Origin of the sequence: Kineococcus terrestris (genome assembly GCF_041020755.1) — a bacterium.
Taxonomy (GTDB): Bacteria; Actinomycetota; Actinomycetes; order Actinomycetales; family Kineococcaceae; genus Kineococcus; species Kineococcus terrestris.
In genome coordinates this window covers 1-17,802 of the sequence record NZ_JBEUEI010000027.1, presented here as the reverse complement: position 1 = coordinate 17,802, position 17,802 = coordinate 1, and the positions used below count along the sequence as shown (strand labels likewise).

The 17,802-nt window shown below is 75.3% G+C and carries 15 protein-coding genes; 6 read left to right on the top strand and 9 right to left on the bottom strand.

What is annotated here, in order from left to right:
* Window positions 1-71 precede the first annotated feature (71 nt).
* Both AB8M62_RS15240 and ychF read right to left on the bottom strand, forming a co-directional pair.
* Window positions 72-1,694: a peptide ABC transporter substrate-binding protein gene (locus AB8M62_RS15240; protein WP_373694966.1), complete on the bottom strand. Its 1,623-nt coding sequence runs from the start codon at window positions 1,692-1,694 to the stop codon at window positions 72-74.
* A 419-nt stretch (window positions 1,695-2,113) separates the two neighbouring features.
* The gene (ychF, locus tag AB8M62_RS15235) at window positions 2,114-3,199 is read right to left on the bottom strand and encodes a redox-regulated ATPase YchF (RefSeq protein ID WP_369055949.1); all 1,086 of its coding nucleotides are present in this window, start codon (window positions 3,197-3,199) and stop codon (window positions 2,114-2,116) included.
* An 84-nt stretch (window positions 3,200-3,283) separates the two neighbouring features.
* On the opposite strand from ychF, the gene AB8M62_RS15230 reads away from it, so the two are divergent.
* Window positions 3,284-4,471, top strand: a complete 1,188-nt coding sequence (locus AB8M62_RS15230; RefSeq protein ID WP_369055950.1) for a DNA recombination protein RmuC — start codon at window positions 3,284-3,286, stop codon at window positions 4,469-4,471.
* Here the strand turns inward: AB8M62_RS15230 and AB8M62_RS15225 are convergent.
* On the bottom strand, window positions 4,458-5,549 hold the full coding sequence (locus tag AB8M62_RS15225; protein WP_373694961.1) for a 4-hydroxy-3-methylbut-2-enyl diphosphate reductase: 1,092 nt from the start codon (window positions 5,547-5,549) through the stop codon (window positions 4,458-4,460). The genes AB8M62_RS15230 and AB8M62_RS15225 overlap by 14 nt on opposite strands.
* Window positions 5,550-5,614: 65 nt before the next feature.
* On the opposite strand from AB8M62_RS15225, the gene xseA reads away from it, so the two are divergent.
* Together xseA and AB8M62_RS15215 are read left to right on the top strand one after the other, a co-directional pair.
* Window positions 5,615-6,907, top strand: a complete 1,293-nt coding sequence (gene xseA / locus AB8M62_RS15220; protein WP_369055952.1) for an exodeoxyribonuclease VII large subunit — start codon at window positions 5,615-5,617, stop codon at window positions 6,905-6,907.
* A gap of 9 nt (window positions 6,908-6,916) precedes the next feature.
* On the top strand, window positions 6,917-7,204 hold the full coding sequence (locus AB8M62_RS15215) for an exodeoxyribonuclease VII small subunit (RefSeq protein WP_373694960.1): 288 nt from the start codon (window positions 6,917-6,919) through the stop codon (window positions 7,202-7,204).
* Window positions 7,205-7,224: 20 nt separating this feature from the next.
* Here the strand turns inward: AB8M62_RS15215 and AB8M62_RS15210 are convergent, their stop codons facing one another.
* Window positions 7,225-7,833 carry a DUF4245 domain-containing protein gene (locus AB8M62_RS15210; RefSeq protein ID WP_369070100.1) on the bottom strand — a complete coding sequence of 203 codons (609 nt, stop codon included), beginning with the start codon at window positions 7,831-7,833 and terminating at the stop codon, window positions 7,225-7,227.
* A gap of 125 nt (window positions 7,834-7,958) precedes the next feature.
* On the opposite strand from AB8M62_RS15210, the gene glpX reads away from it, so the two are divergent.
* Both glpX and AB8M62_RS15200 read left to right on the top strand, forming a co-directional pair.
* Window positions 7,959-8,993, top strand: a complete 1,035-nt coding sequence (glpX, locus tag AB8M62_RS15205; protein ID WP_369055954.1) for a class II fructose-bisphosphatase — start codon at window positions 7,959-7,961, stop codon at window positions 8,991-8,993.
* Entirely contained in the window at window positions 8,990-9,988 is a 999-nt protein-coding gene (locus AB8M62_RS15200) for a carbohydrate kinase family protein (protein WP_369070099.1), read from the top strand. Before glpX ends, AB8M62_RS15200 begins: the two co-directional genes overlap by 4 nt.
* Window positions 9,989-10,015: 27 nt before the next feature.
* Here the strand turns inward: AB8M62_RS15200 and AB8M62_RS15195 are convergent, their stop codons facing one another.
* From AB8M62_RS15195 to AB8M62_RS15175, 5 genes are all read right to left on the bottom strand, one after another.
* On the bottom strand, window positions 10,016-11,518 hold the full coding sequence (locus tag AB8M62_RS15195; RefSeq protein WP_369070098.1) for a GNAT family N-acetyltransferase: 1,503 nt from the start codon (window positions 11,516-11,518) through the stop codon (window positions 10,016-10,018).
* Between the two features lie 158 nt (window positions 11,519-11,676).
* Window positions 11,677-12,933 (bottom strand): ABC transporter ATP-binding protein, encoded by a 1,257-nt coding sequence (locus tag AB8M62_RS15190; RefSeq protein ID WP_369055957.1) that lies wholly within the window; start codon window positions 12,931-12,933, stop codon window positions 11,677-11,679.
* Window positions 12,934-12,943: 10 nt separating this feature from the next.
* A complete protein-coding gene (locus AB8M62_RS15185; RefSeq protein ID WP_369055965.1) occupies window positions 12,944-13,777 on the bottom strand; it encodes a carbohydrate ABC transporter permease in 834 nt (277 codons plus the stop codon).
* A 10-nt stretch (window positions 13,778-13,787) separates the two neighbouring features.
* A complete protein-coding gene (locus tag AB8M62_RS15180; RefSeq protein WP_369055958.1) occupies window positions 13,788-14,753 on the bottom strand; it encodes a carbohydrate ABC transporter permease in 966 nt (321 codons plus the stop codon).
* Complete coding sequence (locus AB8M62_RS15175; RefSeq protein ID WP_369055959.1) at window positions 14,750-16,051, bottom strand: extracellular solute-binding protein; 1,302 nt, start codon at window positions 16,049-16,051, stop codon at window positions 14,750-14,752. Before AB8M62_RS15175 ends, AB8M62_RS15180 begins: the two co-directional genes overlap by 4 nt.
* Before the next feature lie 196 nt (window positions 16,052-16,247).
* Between AB8M62_RS15175 and AB8M62_RS15170 the strand changes: the two genes are divergently transcribed.
* Window positions 16,248-17,681: a class II fumarate hydratase gene (locus AB8M62_RS15170; RefSeq protein ID WP_369055960.1), complete on the top strand. Its 1,434-nt coding sequence runs from the start codon at window positions 16,248-16,250 to the stop codon at window positions 17,679-17,681.
* Window positions 17,682-17,802 lie beyond the last annotated feature (121 nt).

Sequence of the window (17,802 nt, the reverse complement as noted above, 5' to 3'; positions counted from 1 at the left end):
GGCCCGGCCGCCGGACGCCGGCCGGGGGGTCCGGGAGCCGCGACGCTGCGGCTCCCGGACCGGGTGCGTCGTCAGGCCTTGGTGACCTCGTAGTACAGCGGCTGGCTGTCCCACCCGAACTCGACGTTCTCCACGGTGTCGGCCGAACCGGCGCTGACGTTCTGGTACCACAGCGCGATCGCCGGCAGGTCCTGGAAGAGGATCGTCTGGGCCTGGTTCCAGGTCGCGGCGGCCTCGTCGACGTCGGTGGTCGACCCGCCCTGCACGAGCAGCGCGTCGAACTCCGGGTTGCTGTAGTCGCCGTCGTTGGAGCTGCCGCCGGTGCCGTAGTTCGGCCCGAGGAAGTTGTACAGCGACGGGTAGTCCGCCTGCCAGCCCGAGCGGAACGCGGTCTGGATGCTGCGGGCGTTGACCTCCGAGCGCAGCTGGGCGAACGTCGCGTACGGGCGGCCCTCGGACTGGATGCCCAGCGTCTGGCGCAGGCCCGCGGTCACCGCGTCGACCCAGCCCTGGTGGGGGCCGTCGGCGTTGTAGGCGATGTCGAAGCTGCCCGTGTAGGGCTCGATGGCCTCGGCCTGCTGCCACAGCTGGGCGGCCTGGTCGGGGTCGTAGTCCAGGACCTCGTTGCCCTCGATGGCGTCGCTGTAGCCGTTGATGACCGGGGAGGTGTACTCGCGGGCCGGGGTGCGGGTGCCGGAGAACAGCTGCTCGCAGATCGTCTCGCGGTCGATGGCCAGGGAGATGGCGCGGCGGCGCAGCTGGCCGGCCTCGCCGGTCATGCCCGGCATGTACTGCGGGATGGTGAAGGCCTGGAAGATGGCGGCCGGCTGGTTCACGGCGCGGTCGCCCAGGTCGGACTCGAAGACCGTCAGCGCCGAGTCGGGCATCTGGTCGAGGATGTCCAGGTTGCCGGAGTTCAGGTCCGCGTAGGCGGCGTCCTGGCTCTCGTAGAAGACGAACGCCAGGCCGCTGTTCTGCGCGGCGCGCGGGCCGTCGTAGGTGTCGTTGGGCACCAGGTCGATGCGCACGTTGTGCTGCCAGGCGCCCTCCTGGGCCAGCTTGTACGGGCCGTTGCCGACGGGATTCTCCCCGAAGGCGGCCATGTCGTCGTACGCCGACGGGGGCAGCGGGTAGTAGGCCGAGTAGCCCAGCCGCAGCGGGAAGTCGCCCTCGGGCTCGCTCAGCGCGACGGTGAAGGTGGTCTCGTCCACGACGGCCAGGCCGGACATCGTCTCGGCCGTCGGCGGGTCCGCCTGGACCTCGTCGTAGCCCTGGATGGGCGAGAAGAAGTAGGCCTGCAGCTGGTCGTTGGTCAGCAGCGCGGTGTAGTTCCAGGCGTCGACGAAGTCCTGCGCCGTGACCGGCGTGCCGTCGGACCAGGTCTGGCCGGAGCGGATGCGGATCGTGTAGTTCTGCGCGTCCGTGGTCTCGATGGACTCGGCGAGGTCGTTCTGCACCGAGCCGTCGGCCTCGTAGTAGCACAGGCCCGCGTAGACGTTCTGGATGATCCGGCCGCCGCCGACCTCGTTGGTGTTCGAGGGGAGCAGCGGGTTCTCCGGCTCGGTGCCGTTCGCGGTGATCGCCTCGCCGGCCGCGCCGCCGCCGTTCTCGCCGCCCTCGCCGGTGCCGCCGTCGTCGTCGGAGCCGCAGGCCGCGAGCGCCGCGACGGAGGCGACGCCCAGGCCGCCGAGCAGGCCCTGGCGGCGGGAGAAGACGGGTCCGCCGGCGACGATCCCGATGCGGGTGGGCTTGTCGTCCTGGTCGTTGCTGCTCACGGTGCAGCTCCTCCTCGTCGGCACGTCACGTGGGCAGGTTGCCCAGGGGGTAGCCCTCCCGACGGTCACGTTGCCCACCAGGAGGTGAGCAGAACGCTAACACCCCGGTTCGCGGCCCCTGCGCACCACGCGGCTGCCGGCCGGGCGCCCTCGCCCGCTCGGGCACCAGGGTGCCCCGCCCGCACCCCGCGCGGCAAATCCGCGGCGGCCCCGCGGCGGATCCGCCTCCGGGCCCGCGTCCGGCTGCGGTGCAGCGCTTCCGCGGCGGCCGGGCGCACCGGCGCCGGCCTGGCGCCGGCCCGGTCCTGGACACCGGCTGGGAGCCGGCGGGGAACGCGTCAGACGTTGAAGCGGAACTCCACGACGTCGCCGTCGGCCATGACGTACTCCTTGCCCTCCACGCGCACCCTGCCCTGCGCCTTGGCCTCGGCCGTCGACCCCGCGGCCACGAGGTCGTCGAAGGCGACGACCTCGGCCTTGATGAAGCCGCGCTGGAAGTCGGTGTGGATGACGCCGGCGGCCTCCGGCGCGGTGGCCCCGCGGCGGATCGTCCAGGCGCGCGCCTCCTTGGGCCCGGCGGTCAGGTACGTCTGCAGCCCCAGCGTCGCGAAGCCCACGCGCGCCAGCTGGTCCAGGCCCGACTCGGTCTGCCCGACGCTGGCCAGCAGCTCGGCGGCCTCCTCGGCGTCCAGCTCGGCCAGCTCGCTCTCCAGCTTGGCGTCCAGGAAGACGGCCTCGGCGGGGGCGACGACGGCGCGCAGCTCGTCCTTGCGGGCCTCGTCGGCCAGGACGGTCTCGTCGACGTTGAAGACGTACAGGAAGGGCTTGGTGGTCAGCAGCCCCAGCTCGCGCAGCAGCGGCAGGTCCACGTCGTCGGCGGCCGTGGCCGAGTGCAGGGTGCGCCCGGAGTCCAGGACGGCCTGGGCGCGCTGGGCCGCGGCCAGGACGGCCGGGTCGGTCTTCTTGCCCTTGACCTCCTTGTCCAGGCGCGGCAGGGCCCGCTCGAGGGTCTGCAGGTCGGCCAGCACGAGCTCGGTGTGCACCGTCTCGATGTCGTCGGCGGGGTCGACCCGGCCGGCGACGTGCACGACGTCGGGGTCGGCGAAGGCGCGCGTGACCTGGCAGATCGCGTCCGCCTCGCGGATGTTGGCCAGGAACTTGTTGCCCAGGCCCTCGCCCTCGCTGGCGCCCTTGACGATGCCGGCGATGTCGACGAACGACACGGTGGCGGGCACGACGCGCTGGCTGGAGAAGAGCCCGGCGAGCACGCCGAGGCGCGGGTCGGGCAGCGGCACGACGCCGACGTTCGGCTCGATCGTGGCGAAGGGGTAGTTGGCGGCGAGCGCGTCGTTCTTCGTCAGCGCGTTGAACAGCGTCGACTTGCCGACGTTGGGGAGACCGACGATGCCGATGGTGAGAGCCACGGGGACGGGAGTCTACCGGCGCGGGCGCGCCCGCCGGGCGGGCGGTCGGACGGGGCTGTCGGGTCCGGCTGGCACAGTGCGCCCATGAGCACCGGCACCACGGGCACCGCCCTCCTGCTGCTCGCGGCCCTGCTGCTCGGCGCGCTCGCCGGCGCGCTGGTGACGCGGTGGGCGCTGCGCGCGGCGCAGGCGGCCGCCTCGGCGGCCCTGGTCGCCGAGCGGGACCTGCTGCGCGAGCGGGTCGCCGAGCTGCGGACGCGCGCCGACGGCGACCGGGAGGTCACCGCGGCGCTGTCCCCCGTGGCCGACACGCTGGAGCGGGTCGAGCGGCAGGTCGCCGTCCTCGAGCGCGACCGCGTCGACCAGTTCGCCCGGCTGGCCGAGCAGCTGGCCGCGGTGCAGGCCGGCGCGGAGGCGCTGCGCGGCGAGACGGCCTCGCTGGCCGGGGCGCTGCGCGCCTCCAGCTCGCGCGGGTCCTGGGGCGAGGTGCAGCTGCGCCGCGTCGTCGAGCACGCCGGGATGCTCGAGCGCGTCGACTTCGCCGAGCAGTCCTCCCTGACCACCCGCGAGGGCCGCGCCGTGCGCCCCGACCTCGTGGTGCACCTGCCGGGCGGCAAGCACGTCGTCGTGGACGCCAAGGCGCCGCTGGCGGCGTTCCTGCGCGCCGGGGAGGCCGACGGCGAGGACGAGCGGCGGGAGCGGATGCGCGCGCACGCGCGGGCGCTGCGCGGCCACGTGGACGCCCTGGCCGCCAAGGAGTACCCGAGCGCCGTGGAGGACTCCCCCGACGTGGTGGTCTGCTTCATCCCCGGCGAGGCGTTCCTGGCGGCGGCCTGCCGGGCGGACCCGGAGCTGCTGGAGCACGCCATGGCCCGCCGCGTGGTGCTGGCGACCCCGACGAGCCTGCTGGCGCTGCTGCGCACCGTGGCGCTGACCTGGCAGCAGGACGCCGTGGCCGGCGGGGCGCGCGAGCTGTACGAGGCGGGGCGGCAGCTGTACGAGCGGCTGGGCACCCTGGGCGGGCACACGGCCTCCCTGGGCCGCACGCTGCACCGGGCGGTGGAGGACTACAACCGCCTCGTGGGCACGCTCGAGCGGCGCGTGCTGGTCTCCGCCCGCCGGCTGCGCGAGCTGGACTTGGCCGACGAGGACCTGCCGCGCGCCGAGCCGCTGGAGGACGCGGTGCGCCCGCTGACCGCGCCCGAGCTGCTCGACGACGCGGCCGGCGCGGCTCCCGGCGCGGAGGCCGGGACGCCCCTCAGACGGGCGTGACGGGCAGCTGGCGGCGCTTGAGGTCGCGGCGCAGGTCGGTGGGCAGCGAGAAGACGAGGTCCTCCTGCGCGGTGGTGACCTCCTCCACCTGCGCGTAGCCGCGCTCGGCCAGGTGCGCCAGCACGTCGCGGACCAGGACCTCGGGCACGGAGGCGCCCGAGGTGACCCCGACCGTGGTGACGCCCTCGAACCAGGCCTCCTGCACCTCGTGGGCGCCGTCGACGCGGTGGGCGGCGCGGGCACCGCCGTCGAGGGCCACCTCGACCAGGCGCACCGAGTTGGAGGAGTTCGCCGAGCCGACGACGACGACGAGGTCGGCCTCGGGGGCGATCTTCTTCACCGCCACCTGCCGGTTCTGGGTGGCGTAGCAGATGTCGTCGCTGGGCGGGTCCTGCAGGTGCGGGAAGCGCTCGCGCAGCCGGCGCACCGTCTCCATCGTCTCGTCGACGCTCAGCGTCGTCTGCGACAGCCACACCAGCTTCTCGGGGTCGCGCACCTGCACGGCGTCCGCGGCCTCGGGGCCGTCGACGAGGGTGATGTGGTCGGGCGCCTCGCCCGCGGTGCCCTCGACCTCCTCGTGGCCCTCGTGGCCGATGAGGAGGATCTCGTAGTCCTGCTTGGCGAAGCGGGTGGCCTCGCGGTGCACCTTGGTCACCAGCGGGCAGGTGGCGTCGATGGCCTTCAGCGAGCGGGCGTCGGCCTCCGCGCGCACCGCGGGGCTGACCCCGTGGGCGCTGAAGACGACCGTCTCGCCCTCGGGCACCTGGTCGGTCTCGGCCACGAAGACGGCGCCGCGGGCCTCCAGCGTCCGCACGACGTGCTTGTTGTGGACGATCTCCTTGCGCACGTACACGGGCGCGCCGTACAGGTCCAGCGCCTTCTCCACGGCCTCGACGGCCCGGTCCACGCCGGCGCAGTAGCCGCGCGGGGCGGCCAGCAGGACGCGCTTGCCGCCGTCCCACGCCGCGCGCTCGCGCGCGGCGGCCAGGGTCGCGGTGTCGCCGCAGTCGTCGGCCGGCGGGACGGCCGCACCGGGGATCGCGTCGGGGGTCGCGTCGAGGGTCGTCGGCTGGGTCACCTCCCCATGGTAGGTCGCGGGCGCGGCGCGGCGGGTCGCGAGCGGGTGGGCCAGGATGGTGCGCCGTGCCCGCCAGCGACCCCGCACCGCCGCCGCGCCGCCGGCCCGCGACCGCGGCCGAGACGACCGCGGAGGACCCGTGGCCCGTGCGGCTGCTCGCCGCGAAGATGGACGCCTACATCGCGAAGATGCCCTGGACGTGGGTGGAGGGGCAGGTCGTGCAGGTCAGCGACCGGCCCGGCTCCTCCGTGGTCTTCCTCACGCTGCGCGACGCCGACACCGACATGTCGCTGCCCGTCACGCTGGCCCGCCGGGTCGTGGCGCGGCTGCGGGCGGCGATGCCCGACGGCCTGGCGCACGGCACCCGGGTCGTCGTGCACGCCAAGCCCGAGTTCTTCACCCGCCGCGGCACGCTGAGCCTGGCCGCCGACGACGTGCGCCCCGTCGGCGTCGGGGAGCTGCTGGCCCGCCTGGAGCACCTCAAGCGCGTCCTGACCGCCGAGGGCGTCTTCGACGCCGACCGCAAGCGGCCGCTGCCGTTCCTGCCGCGCACCGTCGGCCTGGTCTGCGGCCGGGCCAGCGCCGCCGAGCGCGACGTGGTGGAGAACGCCCGCGCGCGCTGGCCCGCGGTGCGCTTCGAGGTGCGCGAGGTGGCCGTGCAGGGCCCGTCGGCGGTGAGCGAGGTGGTCGCCGCCGTGCGCGAGCTGGACGCGCTGGCCGCGGTCGACGTCATCGTCGTGGCCCGCGGCGGCGGCAGCGTGGAGGACCTGCTGCCCTTCAGCAACGAGACGCTCGTGCGGGCCGTGGCCGCGGTGCGCACGCCCGTCGTCTCGGCCATCGGGCACGAGGTGGACTCCCCCCTGCTCGACCTGGTCGCCGACGTGCGCGCCTCCACGCCCACCGACGCCGCCCGCCGCGTCGTGCCCGACGTCGTCGGCGAGCTGGACGGCCTGCGGCTGCTGCGCGCCCGCGCCCGCCGTGGCGTCGAGCAGCGGATCGCCCGCGAGGAGGCCGGGCTGGCGGCGCTGCGCAGCCGCCCGGTGCTGGCCCGGCCGGTGACGCTCGTGGAGGTCCGCGAGGCGGAGGTGGCGGCCGTGCGCGCCCGGGCCCGCTCGGCGCTGGCGGCGCGGCTGGACCGGGCCGGGGTGGAGGTGCGCCACCTGCGCGCCACGGTCACCGCGCTGTCGCCGGCGTCCACGCTGGCCCGCGGCTACGCCGTCGCCCAGCGCCGCGACGGCGCGCTCGTGCGCGAGCCCGCCGACGCCCCGGCGGGCACGCCGCTGCGGCTGCGGGTGGCCGGCGGCGAGCTGGCGGTGACCGTCGACGGCGCCCCGGGGCCCGCGGGCGCGGGCGGTTAGGGTCGCGGCGTGCCGGACCAGCAGCAGCCCCCCGCCAGCCCGGGCAGCCCCGCCACCGCGGGCGTGGAGGACCTCGGGTACGAGCAGGCCCGCGACGAGCTCGTCGACGTCGTGCGCCGGCTGGAGGCCGGCGGCACGGGGCTGGAGGAGGCGCTGGCCCTGTGGGAGCGCGGGGAGGCGCTGGCCGACCGGTGCACCCGCTGGCTGGAGGGCGCCCGCGCCCGCCTGGACGCCGGGACCGCGGCCGCGGGCGGGAGCGACGAGGACGACGAGCCGGAGGACGACGCGCGGGGCTGAGCGTCCCGGGCGGGCCGGGATCAGCCGGCGGGCTCGCCCCACTCGACGCCGGCGGCGGCCCAGCCGTCCAGGGTCGCGGTCACCAGCTCGGCCAGCTCGTCGAAGTCCGCGTCCCCGGTGACGAGGACCGTCAGGCCGTCCTGCTCGCGCACGAGGCTGTAGCGGCTGCGGTCGTCCTGCCGGAAGCGCTGCCACTGCAGGCCGCCGACCTCCTGCGTGCCGTCGTCGACGCCGTTGGAGGTGTAGGCGCCCTGCCAGCGCGGGGTGGCGTCGCGCGCCACCTCCAGCGCCAGCGGGCTGCCCTGCGCGCTGCGGTAGCCCACGTGCCAGGTCGTCACGTCGTCCGTGGAGCGGGTGACCTCCGCGGACGTGGCCGTCCAGTCGTCCAGGCCCTGCGGCACCGGCGGCGCGAACGACAGCCGCGGGGCCGCGCCCTCGGCGGCGTTGGCGACGTCGGCGGCCGGCTGCTCGATCGCGTTGGGCCGCGGGACGACCCACACGACGGCCACGACGATGCCGAGGATGACGGCCATCGAGATCACCATCGAGCGGATGTCGCCGCCGCCGCGGCGGCGCGGCACGCCCTGCCGGGGGTCGGTGGCTCCCGCGGGGGTCCCGGTCGTGCTCACCGCCCCATGGTCGCACCCGCGGCGCGGGCCGGCCGCCCGCGGGGGCCGCGCGGGGGCTCGAGGGCCCGGAGGGGCCGCGGGGCCCGCCGCTACAGTGCGGGACCAGTCGAGCCCGGAGGTCAGCGATGTCCCAGTCCCCCACTCTGCCCGCGGCGCTCGCCGTCGGCCAGGAGGCCCCCGACCGCAACCTGGCGATGGAGCTGGTGCGGGTCACCGAGGCCGCCGCCATGGCCGCCGGCCGCTGGGTCGGCCGCGGTGACAAGAACAAGGCCGACGGCGCGGCCGTCAACGCCATGCGGGTGCTCATCAGCACGGTGAGCATGGACGGGACCGTGGTCATCGGCGAGGGCGAGAAGGACGACGCGCCCATGCTCTTCAACGGTGAGCGCGTCGGGGACGGCACGGGCGCCGAGTGCGACGTCGCGGTGGACCCCATCGACGGCACGACGCTGACGGCGCGCGGCATGCCGAACGCGGTGGCGGTCCTCGCCGTCGCCGAGCGCGGCACGATGTACGACCCGAGCGCCGTCTTCTACATGGACAAGCTCGTCGCCGGCCCGGAGGCCGCCGACGTCGTCGACATCCGCCTGCCGGTGCGCGAGAACGTGCGCCGCCTGGCCAAGGCCAAGGGCCGCGGCGTGGAGGACGTCACCGTCTGCATCCTGGACCGCCCGCGGCACGAGCGGCTGGCGCAGGAGGTGCGCGACGCGGGTGCGCGCATCAAGTTCATCTCCGACGGCGACGTGGCCGGCGCGGTGATGGCCGCGCGCGAGGGCACCGGCGTGGACCTGCTGCTGGGCATCGGCGGCACCCCGGAGGGGATCATCACCGCCTGCGCCATGCACTGCCTGGGCGGCACCATCCAGGGCCGGCTGGCCCCGCGCGACGACGCGGAGAAGCAGAAGGCGCTGGACGCCGGGCACGACCTGGACGCGGTCCTGGACACGGGACAGCTCGTGGCCTCCGGCAACGTCTACTTCGTCGTCACGGGCATCACCGACGGCGAGCTGGTCGACGGGGTGCGCTACCGCGGCGACACGATCACCACCTCCAGCATCGTCATGCGCAGCAAGTCCGGGACGATCCGCCGGGTCGAGAGCGAGCACCGGCTGTCGAAGCTGCGCGCGTACGCCTCGGTCGACTTCACGGGCGCCAGGTGACGGGCGGGGTGACGGGCGGCGCGACGGGCGGCGCGGCGGGCGGCGCGCGCGCCCGCGCCGTCGTCGTCGGCGAGGCGCTCGTCGACGTCGTGCGCACGGCCGACGGGCGCACGGGCGAGCACCCGGGCGGCAGCCCGCTGAACGTCGCGTACGGCCTGGGCCGCCTCGAGCACGAGGTGCACCTGCTGACCCGGCTGGGCGACGACGAGCGCGGCGCGCTGCTGCGCGCGCACCTGGAGGCGGCGTCGGTGCGGCTGCTGCCGGGCGCGGTCGACGCCCGGCCCACGTCCGTGGCGCGCGCCGAGGTGGACGAGCAGGGGCGGGCCTCCTACGAGTTCGAGCTGGAGTGGTCGGTGCCGGAGCCGCGGCTGCCGGCCGACGTGGACCTGCTGCACACCGGCTCGATCGGCGCGGCCGTCGCGCCGGGCGCCGACGCGGTCCTGGACCTGGTCTCCGGCCTGGCGGGCACGGTGACCACCAGCTACGACCCGAACGTGCGGCCCGCGTTCTTCGCCTCGCCGGAGGACGCGCGGCGGCGGGTGGAGCGCTTCGTGGAGGCCGCCGACGTCGTCAAGGCCTCCGACGAGGACCTGGCGTGGCTGTTCCCGGGCGTGGACCCGCTGCGGATCGCCGGGCAGTGGCAGCGGCGCGGTCCGGCCCTGGTCGTGGTCACCCGCGGCGGCGAGGGCGCGGTGGCGGTGGCCGACGCCGGCACGGTGGACGTGCCCGCCCCGCGCATCGAGGTCGTGGACACCGTCGGCGCCGGGGACGCGTTCATGTCGGGGCTGCTGGACGCGCTGGCGGCGCACGGCCTGCTGGGGGGCGCGGCGCTGCCGGCGCTGCGCGCGGTGGACGAGCCGGTCCTGCGGGCGCTGGTCGCCACGGCGGTGCGCTCGGCGGCGCTGACCTGCCGGCGGGCCGGCGCGGCCCCGCCCACGCGCGCCGAGCTGGACGCCGGGGAGCTGGACGCCCCGGCGGCGCAGCCCGCCGGCTGACGGCGGACCCGGGTCCGCCGGCCGCCGCTACCCGCGGCGCAGGGCCCGGCGCAGCGGTGCCAGCGCGCGGGCGCCGTCCCGGGCGCGCCCGCGGGCGGCGCCGGTGCCGCCGGTGCCGCCGGCGCGGCGCGCGGTGGCGCGCAGGAGGTCGCGGGCGCGGGCGGCGGCGCTCGCGGCCGCGTCCCGGGCGCTGCCCGCGGCGTCGGCGGCGGCCGCGAGGCGCTCGTGGCGGCGCAGCTCGTCGCGGTAGGTGCGCCGCAGCACCGCCGCGCGGTCGACGAGGCCGGGCACGAGGCCGCGGCTGAGGGGCACGGCCACCACGCGGACGGTGCGCCGGGTGGTGCGCTCCATGCGGCGCTTGTAGGCCTCCTCCCCGCGCAGGAGGTCCAGCTCGCGGTAGCCGGACAGGACGGCCCGGCGCCGGACCCGCAGCAGCAGCAGCGTGCCGGGGCCGTAGGGCGCCCAGCGGGCCCGGTAGGACTGCAGGTAGCCGTGCAGGGCGCGCGGGCCGGCGAAGCACAGCGTGTAGGCCGCCAGCTCGCCGTCCACGCGCAGCCCCGACAGCTGCACGACGGGGCGGGGCGCCTCGCGCAGCACGTCGGCCAGGGTCCGCCCCGACGCCCCGCGCCACGGGCGCCGCCGGGCGGCCGCCCGCGGGTGGGCGGCGTCGACGGCGGCCAGCTCCTCGACCAGGGCGGCCACGGCCGCCGCCTCGGCGGCCGGCTCCCCCGCGGCGGGGGCCAGCGCCCGGGCCAGGAGGTCGTCGACGACCTCCAGCCGGCCGGCGGCGGCCAGGCGGCGCCACTGCCGGCGCTCCTCGTGGCGCACGCGGCGGCCGAGGGCGGCGTCGTGCTCGGCGACGGTCGCGGGCAGCGGCACGGCGTGCACGACGGCCTGCGGGACCAGGCGCACGCTGTGGTCGCGGGCCCGCGCCCACAGCGCCAGCGGCTCCAGCAGGGGGTCGTCGGCGGGGACCTGCTCCAGGTCGAGCACCGCCCCGGGCACGGCGCCGGCCACGGCGTCCAGGACGGCGGCCACGAGCCGGGCGGCGGGGACCTCGGCGTCGGGGTCGGCCAGGACGGTGGTGTAGTCGCTGACCCCCGCGCCCAGCGAGGTGACGACCGGCCGCGAGGCGCCGGTCGCGGGCAGGACGGCGAAGGCGCCGAAGGCGAGCAGGCGGCCCTGGCGCCGGACGGAGACCAGCAGGGGGTCGCCGGAGCCCAGGTGGGTGTGCACGGCGCGCAGCCAGTCGGGGCCGCAGAACGGCGGGGCGCCGGCGGCCGCCGCCAGCGCGCGCCACTCGGGCACGGGCGCGGAGGACAGCTCGCGCCGCACGGTGACCCGCAGGCCCTCGGCGGGGTCGGTGACCAGCGCCAGACCGGTCGTCCCGGTCGTCCCGGTCGTCCCGGTCGTGGTGCCGGTCGCCGCCGCGGCCGGGCGCGGGACGGGCAGGGCGCCCGCGGAGCGGGCGTCGCGCTCGCGCGCCAGGACCGGCTGCGGCGAGCAGGGGTCCGCCAGCGCGTCCGTCACCCGTCCACCCCTCACCGCGGTGGCCCGGCACGTCCCCGGACCCGTGCGCCGCACCCTAGCCCCGCGCCGGCCCGCTCCCGGTGAGGACGGCGCCGCGCCTCGCGACTATCGACGCGCGGTCACCGCTCCTCACCGAGGGTCGCGAGAGGGCGTCGTGGTCAGGCGGGCACCCGGTCGTTCTTCTGCGCCTGCGCGCGCTCCAGGGAGCGCTTGCGCAGCTTCTCCGACAGCTCGCCGATCTGGCGCGCCTTCTCCTCGTCGCGGGTGAGGTTCTGCCCCGAGGAGGGGTCGAAGACGTGCATGCGCCGCGGGTCGAACCACAGCCGGGCCGTGTCGCCGTCGCGCACGCTGCTCATGGCGTCCAGCGTCACCACCAGCTGGCTGCGCATCGACTCCCCGTCCAGCTCGCGGTCCAGCTCGGCCAGCTGCGCCTTCGTCTCCTCGGCGGCCTCGAAGGGCACGTAGGCGTACAGCTCGTTGCCCAGCCACTCGGTGACGTCGACCTGGGCGTCGAACGTGACCGCGCCCTCCGGGGCGTCGGTGACCTCGACGTCGTCGAAGTGCTCCGGGCGCACCCCGACGATGAGCAGCTCGCCGTCGTGGCCGCCGTCGCGGACCGCGGCCGGCGCCGGGACCTCGCAGAAGGGCAGCTGCAGCCGGTCGCCGGCGACCCGGGCGGGCAGGAAGTTCATCGGCGGGGACCCGATGAACCCGGCGACGAAGAGGTTGACCGGCTGCTCGTACAGCTCGCGCGGGCTGGCCACCTGCTGCAGGACGCCCTTGCGCAGGACGGCGACGCGGTCGCCCAGCGTCATCGCCTCGGTCTGGTCGTGCGTGACGTACAGGGTCGTCGTGGCCAGCGAGCGCTGCATGCGGGCGATCTCGGTGCGCATCTGCCCGCGCAGCTTGGCGTCGAGGTTGGACAGCGGCTCGTCGAACAGGAACGCCTTCGCGTCGCGCACGATGGCGCGGCCCATCGCCACGCGCTGGCGCTGGCCGCCGGACAGGTTCGCCGGCTTGCGGTCCAGGTGCTCGTCCAGCTCGAGCATCGAGGAGGCCCGCGCCACGCGCTCGCGCACCTCCTGCTCGGGCACCTTGCTGTGCCCCAGCCGCAGCGGGAAGGCGATGTTCTCCCCCACCGTCAGGTGCGGGTAGAGGGCGTAGTTCTGGAACACCATGGCCAGGTCGCGGTCGCGCGGGGCCAGGTCGTTGACGCGCTTGCCGTCGATGATGAGGTCGCCGGAGGTGATGTCCTCCAGGCCGACGACCATCCGCAGCAGCGTGGACTTCCCGCAGCCGGACGGGCCGACGAGGATGATGAACTCCCCGTCGGCGATGTCCAGGCTGACGTCGTTCACGGCGGGGAAGCCGTCCCCGTACTTCTTGACGATGTTCTTCAGCTCGATGCGGGACACGTGGTCCTCCTCAACCCTTGACGGCGCCGTTGGTGAGACCCGCGACGATCCGCCGCTGGAACACCAGCGCCAGGAGCACGACGGGGATGGTGACGACGACCGCCGCCGCGCTGATGGCGCCGGTCGGCTGGACGAAGTAGCTGGACCCGGTGAAGGACGACAGCGCGGCGGGCACCGGCTGCGCCCGCGACGTCGACGTCAGCGAGATGCCGAAGACGAAGTCGTTCCAGGCGATGAAGAACGCGATGATCGCGGTGGTGAACACGCCCGGCGCGGCCAGCGGCACGATGACCTTGCGGAACGCCTGCCAGCTGGTGGCCCCGTCGACCTGGGCGGCCTGCTCCATGTCCCACGGGATCTGCCGGAAGAACGCCGACATGGTCCAGATGGAGATCGGCAGGGTCAGCGCCAGGTAGGGGATGATGAGGCCGGGGATGGTGTCGTACAGGCCGATCCGCCGCCACAGGTTGAACAGCGGCGTCACCATCGTGATGACGGGGAACACGGCCACGGCCAGCGCGCTGGTGAGGACGACCCGCTTGCCCGGGAAGTCCAGCCGCGCGATGGCGTAGGCGGCGAACATGGCCAGCACCACGGCGATGAGCGTCGCCAGCAGGCACGTGATGATGGAGTTGCGCAGGGCCGGCAGGAACAGGTCCGAGCCGTTGCCCGCGAAGATCTCCCGGTAGTTGTCGCCGCTGAAGGCCGTCGGCAGGAAGCTGCGGTTGGCCAGGTCGGTCTCGCTCTTGAAGCTGAGCGAGACGATCCACGCGACGGGGACCAGCGCGTACAGGACGATGAGCAGGGCGCCGACGTACCACAGCACCCGTTCCCTGGTGGACAGCGCGCCCACGTCAGCCCTCCCCCCTCGCCCGCGCCAGGTCGACGCGGAAGCCCTTGATGGCGATGAAGCAGATGAGCAGCACGCAGAGGAAGAGCATCACGGACACGGCCGAGCCGAGCCCGATCTCCAGCCTGCTGATCGTCTGGTTGTAGGCGAGCGAGGACACCACCTCGGTGCCTGCCGCGCCGCCGGTCATGATGTAGACGTTGTCGAAGATCCTGAAGGCGTCCAGGGCGCGGAACAGCAGGGCGACCATGATGGACGCCTTCATGTTCGGCAGCGTCACGCGCCACAGGCGCTCCCACGCCGTGGCCCCGTCGACCTTGGCGGCCTCGTGCATGTCCTCCGGCACCTGCGCCAGGCCCGCCAGCAGCAGCAGCGAGATGAACGGCGTGGTCTTCCAGATCTCCGACAGGCAGATGACCAGCAGCGCCGTCCACTTGTTCGCGAACCAGTCGTAGTCGTCGCCCACCCACCACACGACGGAGTTCATGAACCCCGTCGTCAGGTCGAACGCGTACTGCCACGCGTAGGCGGAGACGACGGTGATGATGGCGTACGGGATGAGGATGGCGGTGCGCACGATGGGCCGCAGCCAGCCCAGCACCTTGTGCATCACCATCGCCAGCGCGAACCCGATCACGAGCTCGACGGCCACCGTCACCACGGTGATGAGGACGGTGTTGCCGAGCGAGGACCACCACAGCGGGTCGGTGAGGATGACGCCGTAGTTGCGCAGGCCGACGAACTCGCGGTCGTCGGGCGCCGTGAGGCGGTAGCTCCACAGCGAGTCGTACAGCGCCTGCAGGATCGGGTACCCCGTGACGAGCACGAGGATGACGAAGGCCGGTCCCGCCAGGTACCAGCCCAGCCGCGCCTCCTGGCGCGAGCGGTCGGTGCCGCGGCGGGCGGCGCGCTTGCGGCCGGCGGGGTCCTGGGCGACCCCGGCGGCCTGCGGTGTGGTCGTCGCGCTCACAGCAGCCTCTCCCCGCTCAGCACCTGGCCGATGAACTCGGCCGACAGCGCCGGCGTCTGCTCGGTGACCGCGGAGACGGGCTGCCAGCGGTCCTGGATGCCCTGGCTGACCTCGTTGTAGTACGCGGTCTGCGGGCGCGGCGCGGCCTCCTGCAGGGAGGTGCGGATGACGTCGTACATCGGGTAGGCCTCCTGCACCTCGGGCCGGTCGTAGACGGACTCGGCCGCGGCCGGGTTGCCGTCGGAGATCATGTACGAGGCCTGGTTGTCCTCCGAGACGATGCAGCGCACCGCCTCGTAGGCCAGGTCGGGGTTCTCGCTGAAGGCGCTGACGCCGATGTCGATGCCGCCCAGCGGCGGGGCGCTGGGCTCGTCCGGCGTCATCCGCGGGAACTGCGCCCAGCCGTAGTCCTCGAAGATCGCCGGGTCCATGCTGCCGCCCTCGGCGGCGCCCTGGGCCTGCGCGTAGACGAACGGCCAGTTCACCATGAACGCGGCCCCGTCCTGCTGGAACAGGTTGGCGGTGCCCGCCTCGTCGCGGTTGTCGATGCCGGGCCCGGCGACCCCGGCCTCGGTGATGCGCTGCATGACGGCGGCCGCGGCGCGGCCGGCGTCGGAGTCCAGCCCGAGCCGGATGTCGGGGCCGCGGGCCTCGGGGTTCTCGATGATCTGCCCGCCGGCGGACTCGACCATGGCGTTGACCCACACCGTCATGGACTCCCCGCGCTGGCCCTGCACCCCGATGGCGGTGCCCTGCTGCTCGGCCGCGTCGACGACCTGGTCCCACGTGACCGGCTGGCTCATGTCCAGCCCGGCGGCCTCGGCGACCGACTGCCGGTACCACAGCAGCTGGGTGTTGGCCCAGAACGGGGCGGCGACCAGCTCGTCGTTCCAGGTGGCGCCCTGCACGGCGCCCTGCACGACGCCCTCGGACAGCTCGGCCTGCAGCTCGGCCGGCATCGGCGCCAGGAAACCGGCCTCGGCCGTCTCCGGCACGAACACCGGGTCCAGGCTCATGAGGTCGATGGAGCTGTCGTTGCCGGCCAGGCGGCGCATCAGCTGCTCGCGCTGCTGCGCCGCGTCGCTCGGCAGGATGAGGGCCTCGATGCGGTACGCGCCGCCGGACTGCTCGCTGCAGCTCTGCGCGATCGCCTGCTGACCCCCGTTGTCCGGGTTGATGTACCAGTTCAGGGTCGTCGTCCCGGTCCCCGACGACCCGTCCCCGCACGCCGCGAGGGTGCTCGCCAGCAGGACGCCGGCGCTCACCACCCCCGTGCGGGTGAGCCACCTGCTCGCCACCGCGCCCTCCCTCGGACGTCCGCGCCTGCGTGCCACGGCTCGGCTCGCCGTGGTCGGCCCGCCATGCCTACTCCTGACGCCGCCGCAGCGCGAGCGGAGATCGCGCCCGCCGCGCGGATCGTGGCGGGACCGTGATTCAGCGCCCCCCGGCCGGGGGCCGCCGCCGCGGGCGCGCCGGGCTTGGCAGGATGACGCCATGGCCACCGACGACCAGCGCAGCGAGCGGACCGCCGAGCAGGACGGCTACCGCGTCGAGCACGACACCATGGGCGAGGTCCGCGTCCCCGCCGCCGCCAAGTACCGCGCCCAGACCCAGCGGGCGGTGGAGAACTTCCCGCTGTCCGGCACCCCCCTGGAGCGCGCCCACATCGAGGCGCTGGCGCGCGTGAAGAAGGCCGCCGCCCTGGCCAACGCCGAGCTGGGCGTCCTGGAGCAGGACGTGGCCCGCGCCGTGGCCGAGGCCGCCGAGGAGGTCGCCACGGGCCGCTGGGACGCGGAGTTCCCCGTCGACGTCTTCCAGACCGGCTCGGGCACCTCCTCGAACATGAACGCCAACGAGGTCATCGCGACCCTGGCCGCCGAGCGGCTGGGCCGCCCGGTGCACCCCAACGACGTCGTCAACGCCTCGCAGTCCTCCAACGACGTCTTCCCCACCTCGGTGCACGTGGCGGCCACCTCGGCCGTGGTCAACGACCTCGTCCCGGCGCTGGAGCACCTGGAGGCCTCGCTGCGGCGCAAGGCGGAGGAGTTCGCCGGCGTCGTCAAGAGCGGGCGCACCCACCTCATGGACGCCACGCCCGTCACGCTGGGCCAGGAGTTCGCCGGCTACGCGGCGCAGGTGCGCCGCGGGGTGCAGCGCGTGCGGGCCACCGTCGAGCGGGTCGCGGAGGTGCCCCTGGGCGGGACGGCCGTGGGCACGGGGATCAACACCCCGCCCGGCTTCCCCCAGCGCGTCATCGAGCTGCTCGCCGCCGACACGGGCCTGCCGCTGACGGAGGCGGAGGACCACTTCGAGGCGCAGGGCGCCCGCGACGCCCTCGTGGAGCTGTCCGGGGCGCTGCGCACGGTGGCCGTCAGCCTCACCAAGGTGTGCAACGACCTGCGCTGGATGGGCTCGGGGCCGCGCACCGGGCTGGCGGAGCTGCGCCTGCCGGACCTGCAGCCCGGTTCCTCGATCATGCCGGGCAAGGTCAACCCGGTGGTGCCCGAGGCCGTGCTCATGGTCTGCGCGCAGGTCGTCGGCAACGACGCGACGGTGGCGTGGGCCGGAGCCAGCGGCTCCTTCGAGCTGAACGTGCAGATCCCCGTGATGGCCCGCGGCGTGCTGGAGTCCACCCGCCTGCTGGGCAACGCCTCCCGGCTGCTGGCCGACCGCACGGTCGACGGCCTGGAGGCCGACGTCGAGCGCTGCCGCCGCTACGCGGAGAGCTCGCCCTCGATCGTCACCCCGCTCAACCGGGTCATCGGCTACGAGGCGGCCGCGAAGGTCGCCAAGCACGCCGTCGCGCAGGGCTGCACGGTGCGCGAGGCCGTCGTGGCCCTTGGCTTCGTCGAGCGCGGCGAGGTGAGCGAGGAGCAGCTGGACGCCGCGCTGGACGTCATGAGCATGACCTCGCCCCGCACCTCCTGAGAGCGGCCGGGACCGGCTGGCGCCGGCCCGGACGCGGGGGGGGGGGGGGGGGGGGGGGGGGGGGGCGGGGCGCGGGGGCCCGGCGCGCGGGCGGGGGGGGGCGGGGGGGGGGTGGGGGGTC

Excerpts from the sequence above, each read along its gene's own strand:
- AB8M62_RS15170 (WP_369055960.1), top strand. The coding sequence starts at position 16,248 with ATGGCCACCGACGACCAGCGCAGCGAGCGGACCGCCGAGCAGGACGGC.
- glpX (WP_369055954.1), top strand. The coding sequence starts at position 7,959 with ATGTCCCAGTCCCCCACTCTGCCCGCGGCGCTCGCCGTCGGCCAGGAG.
- AB8M62_RS15230 (WP_369055950.1), top strand. The coding sequence starts at position 3,284 with ATGAGCACCGGCACCACGGGCACCGCCCTCCTGCTGCTCGCGGCCCTG.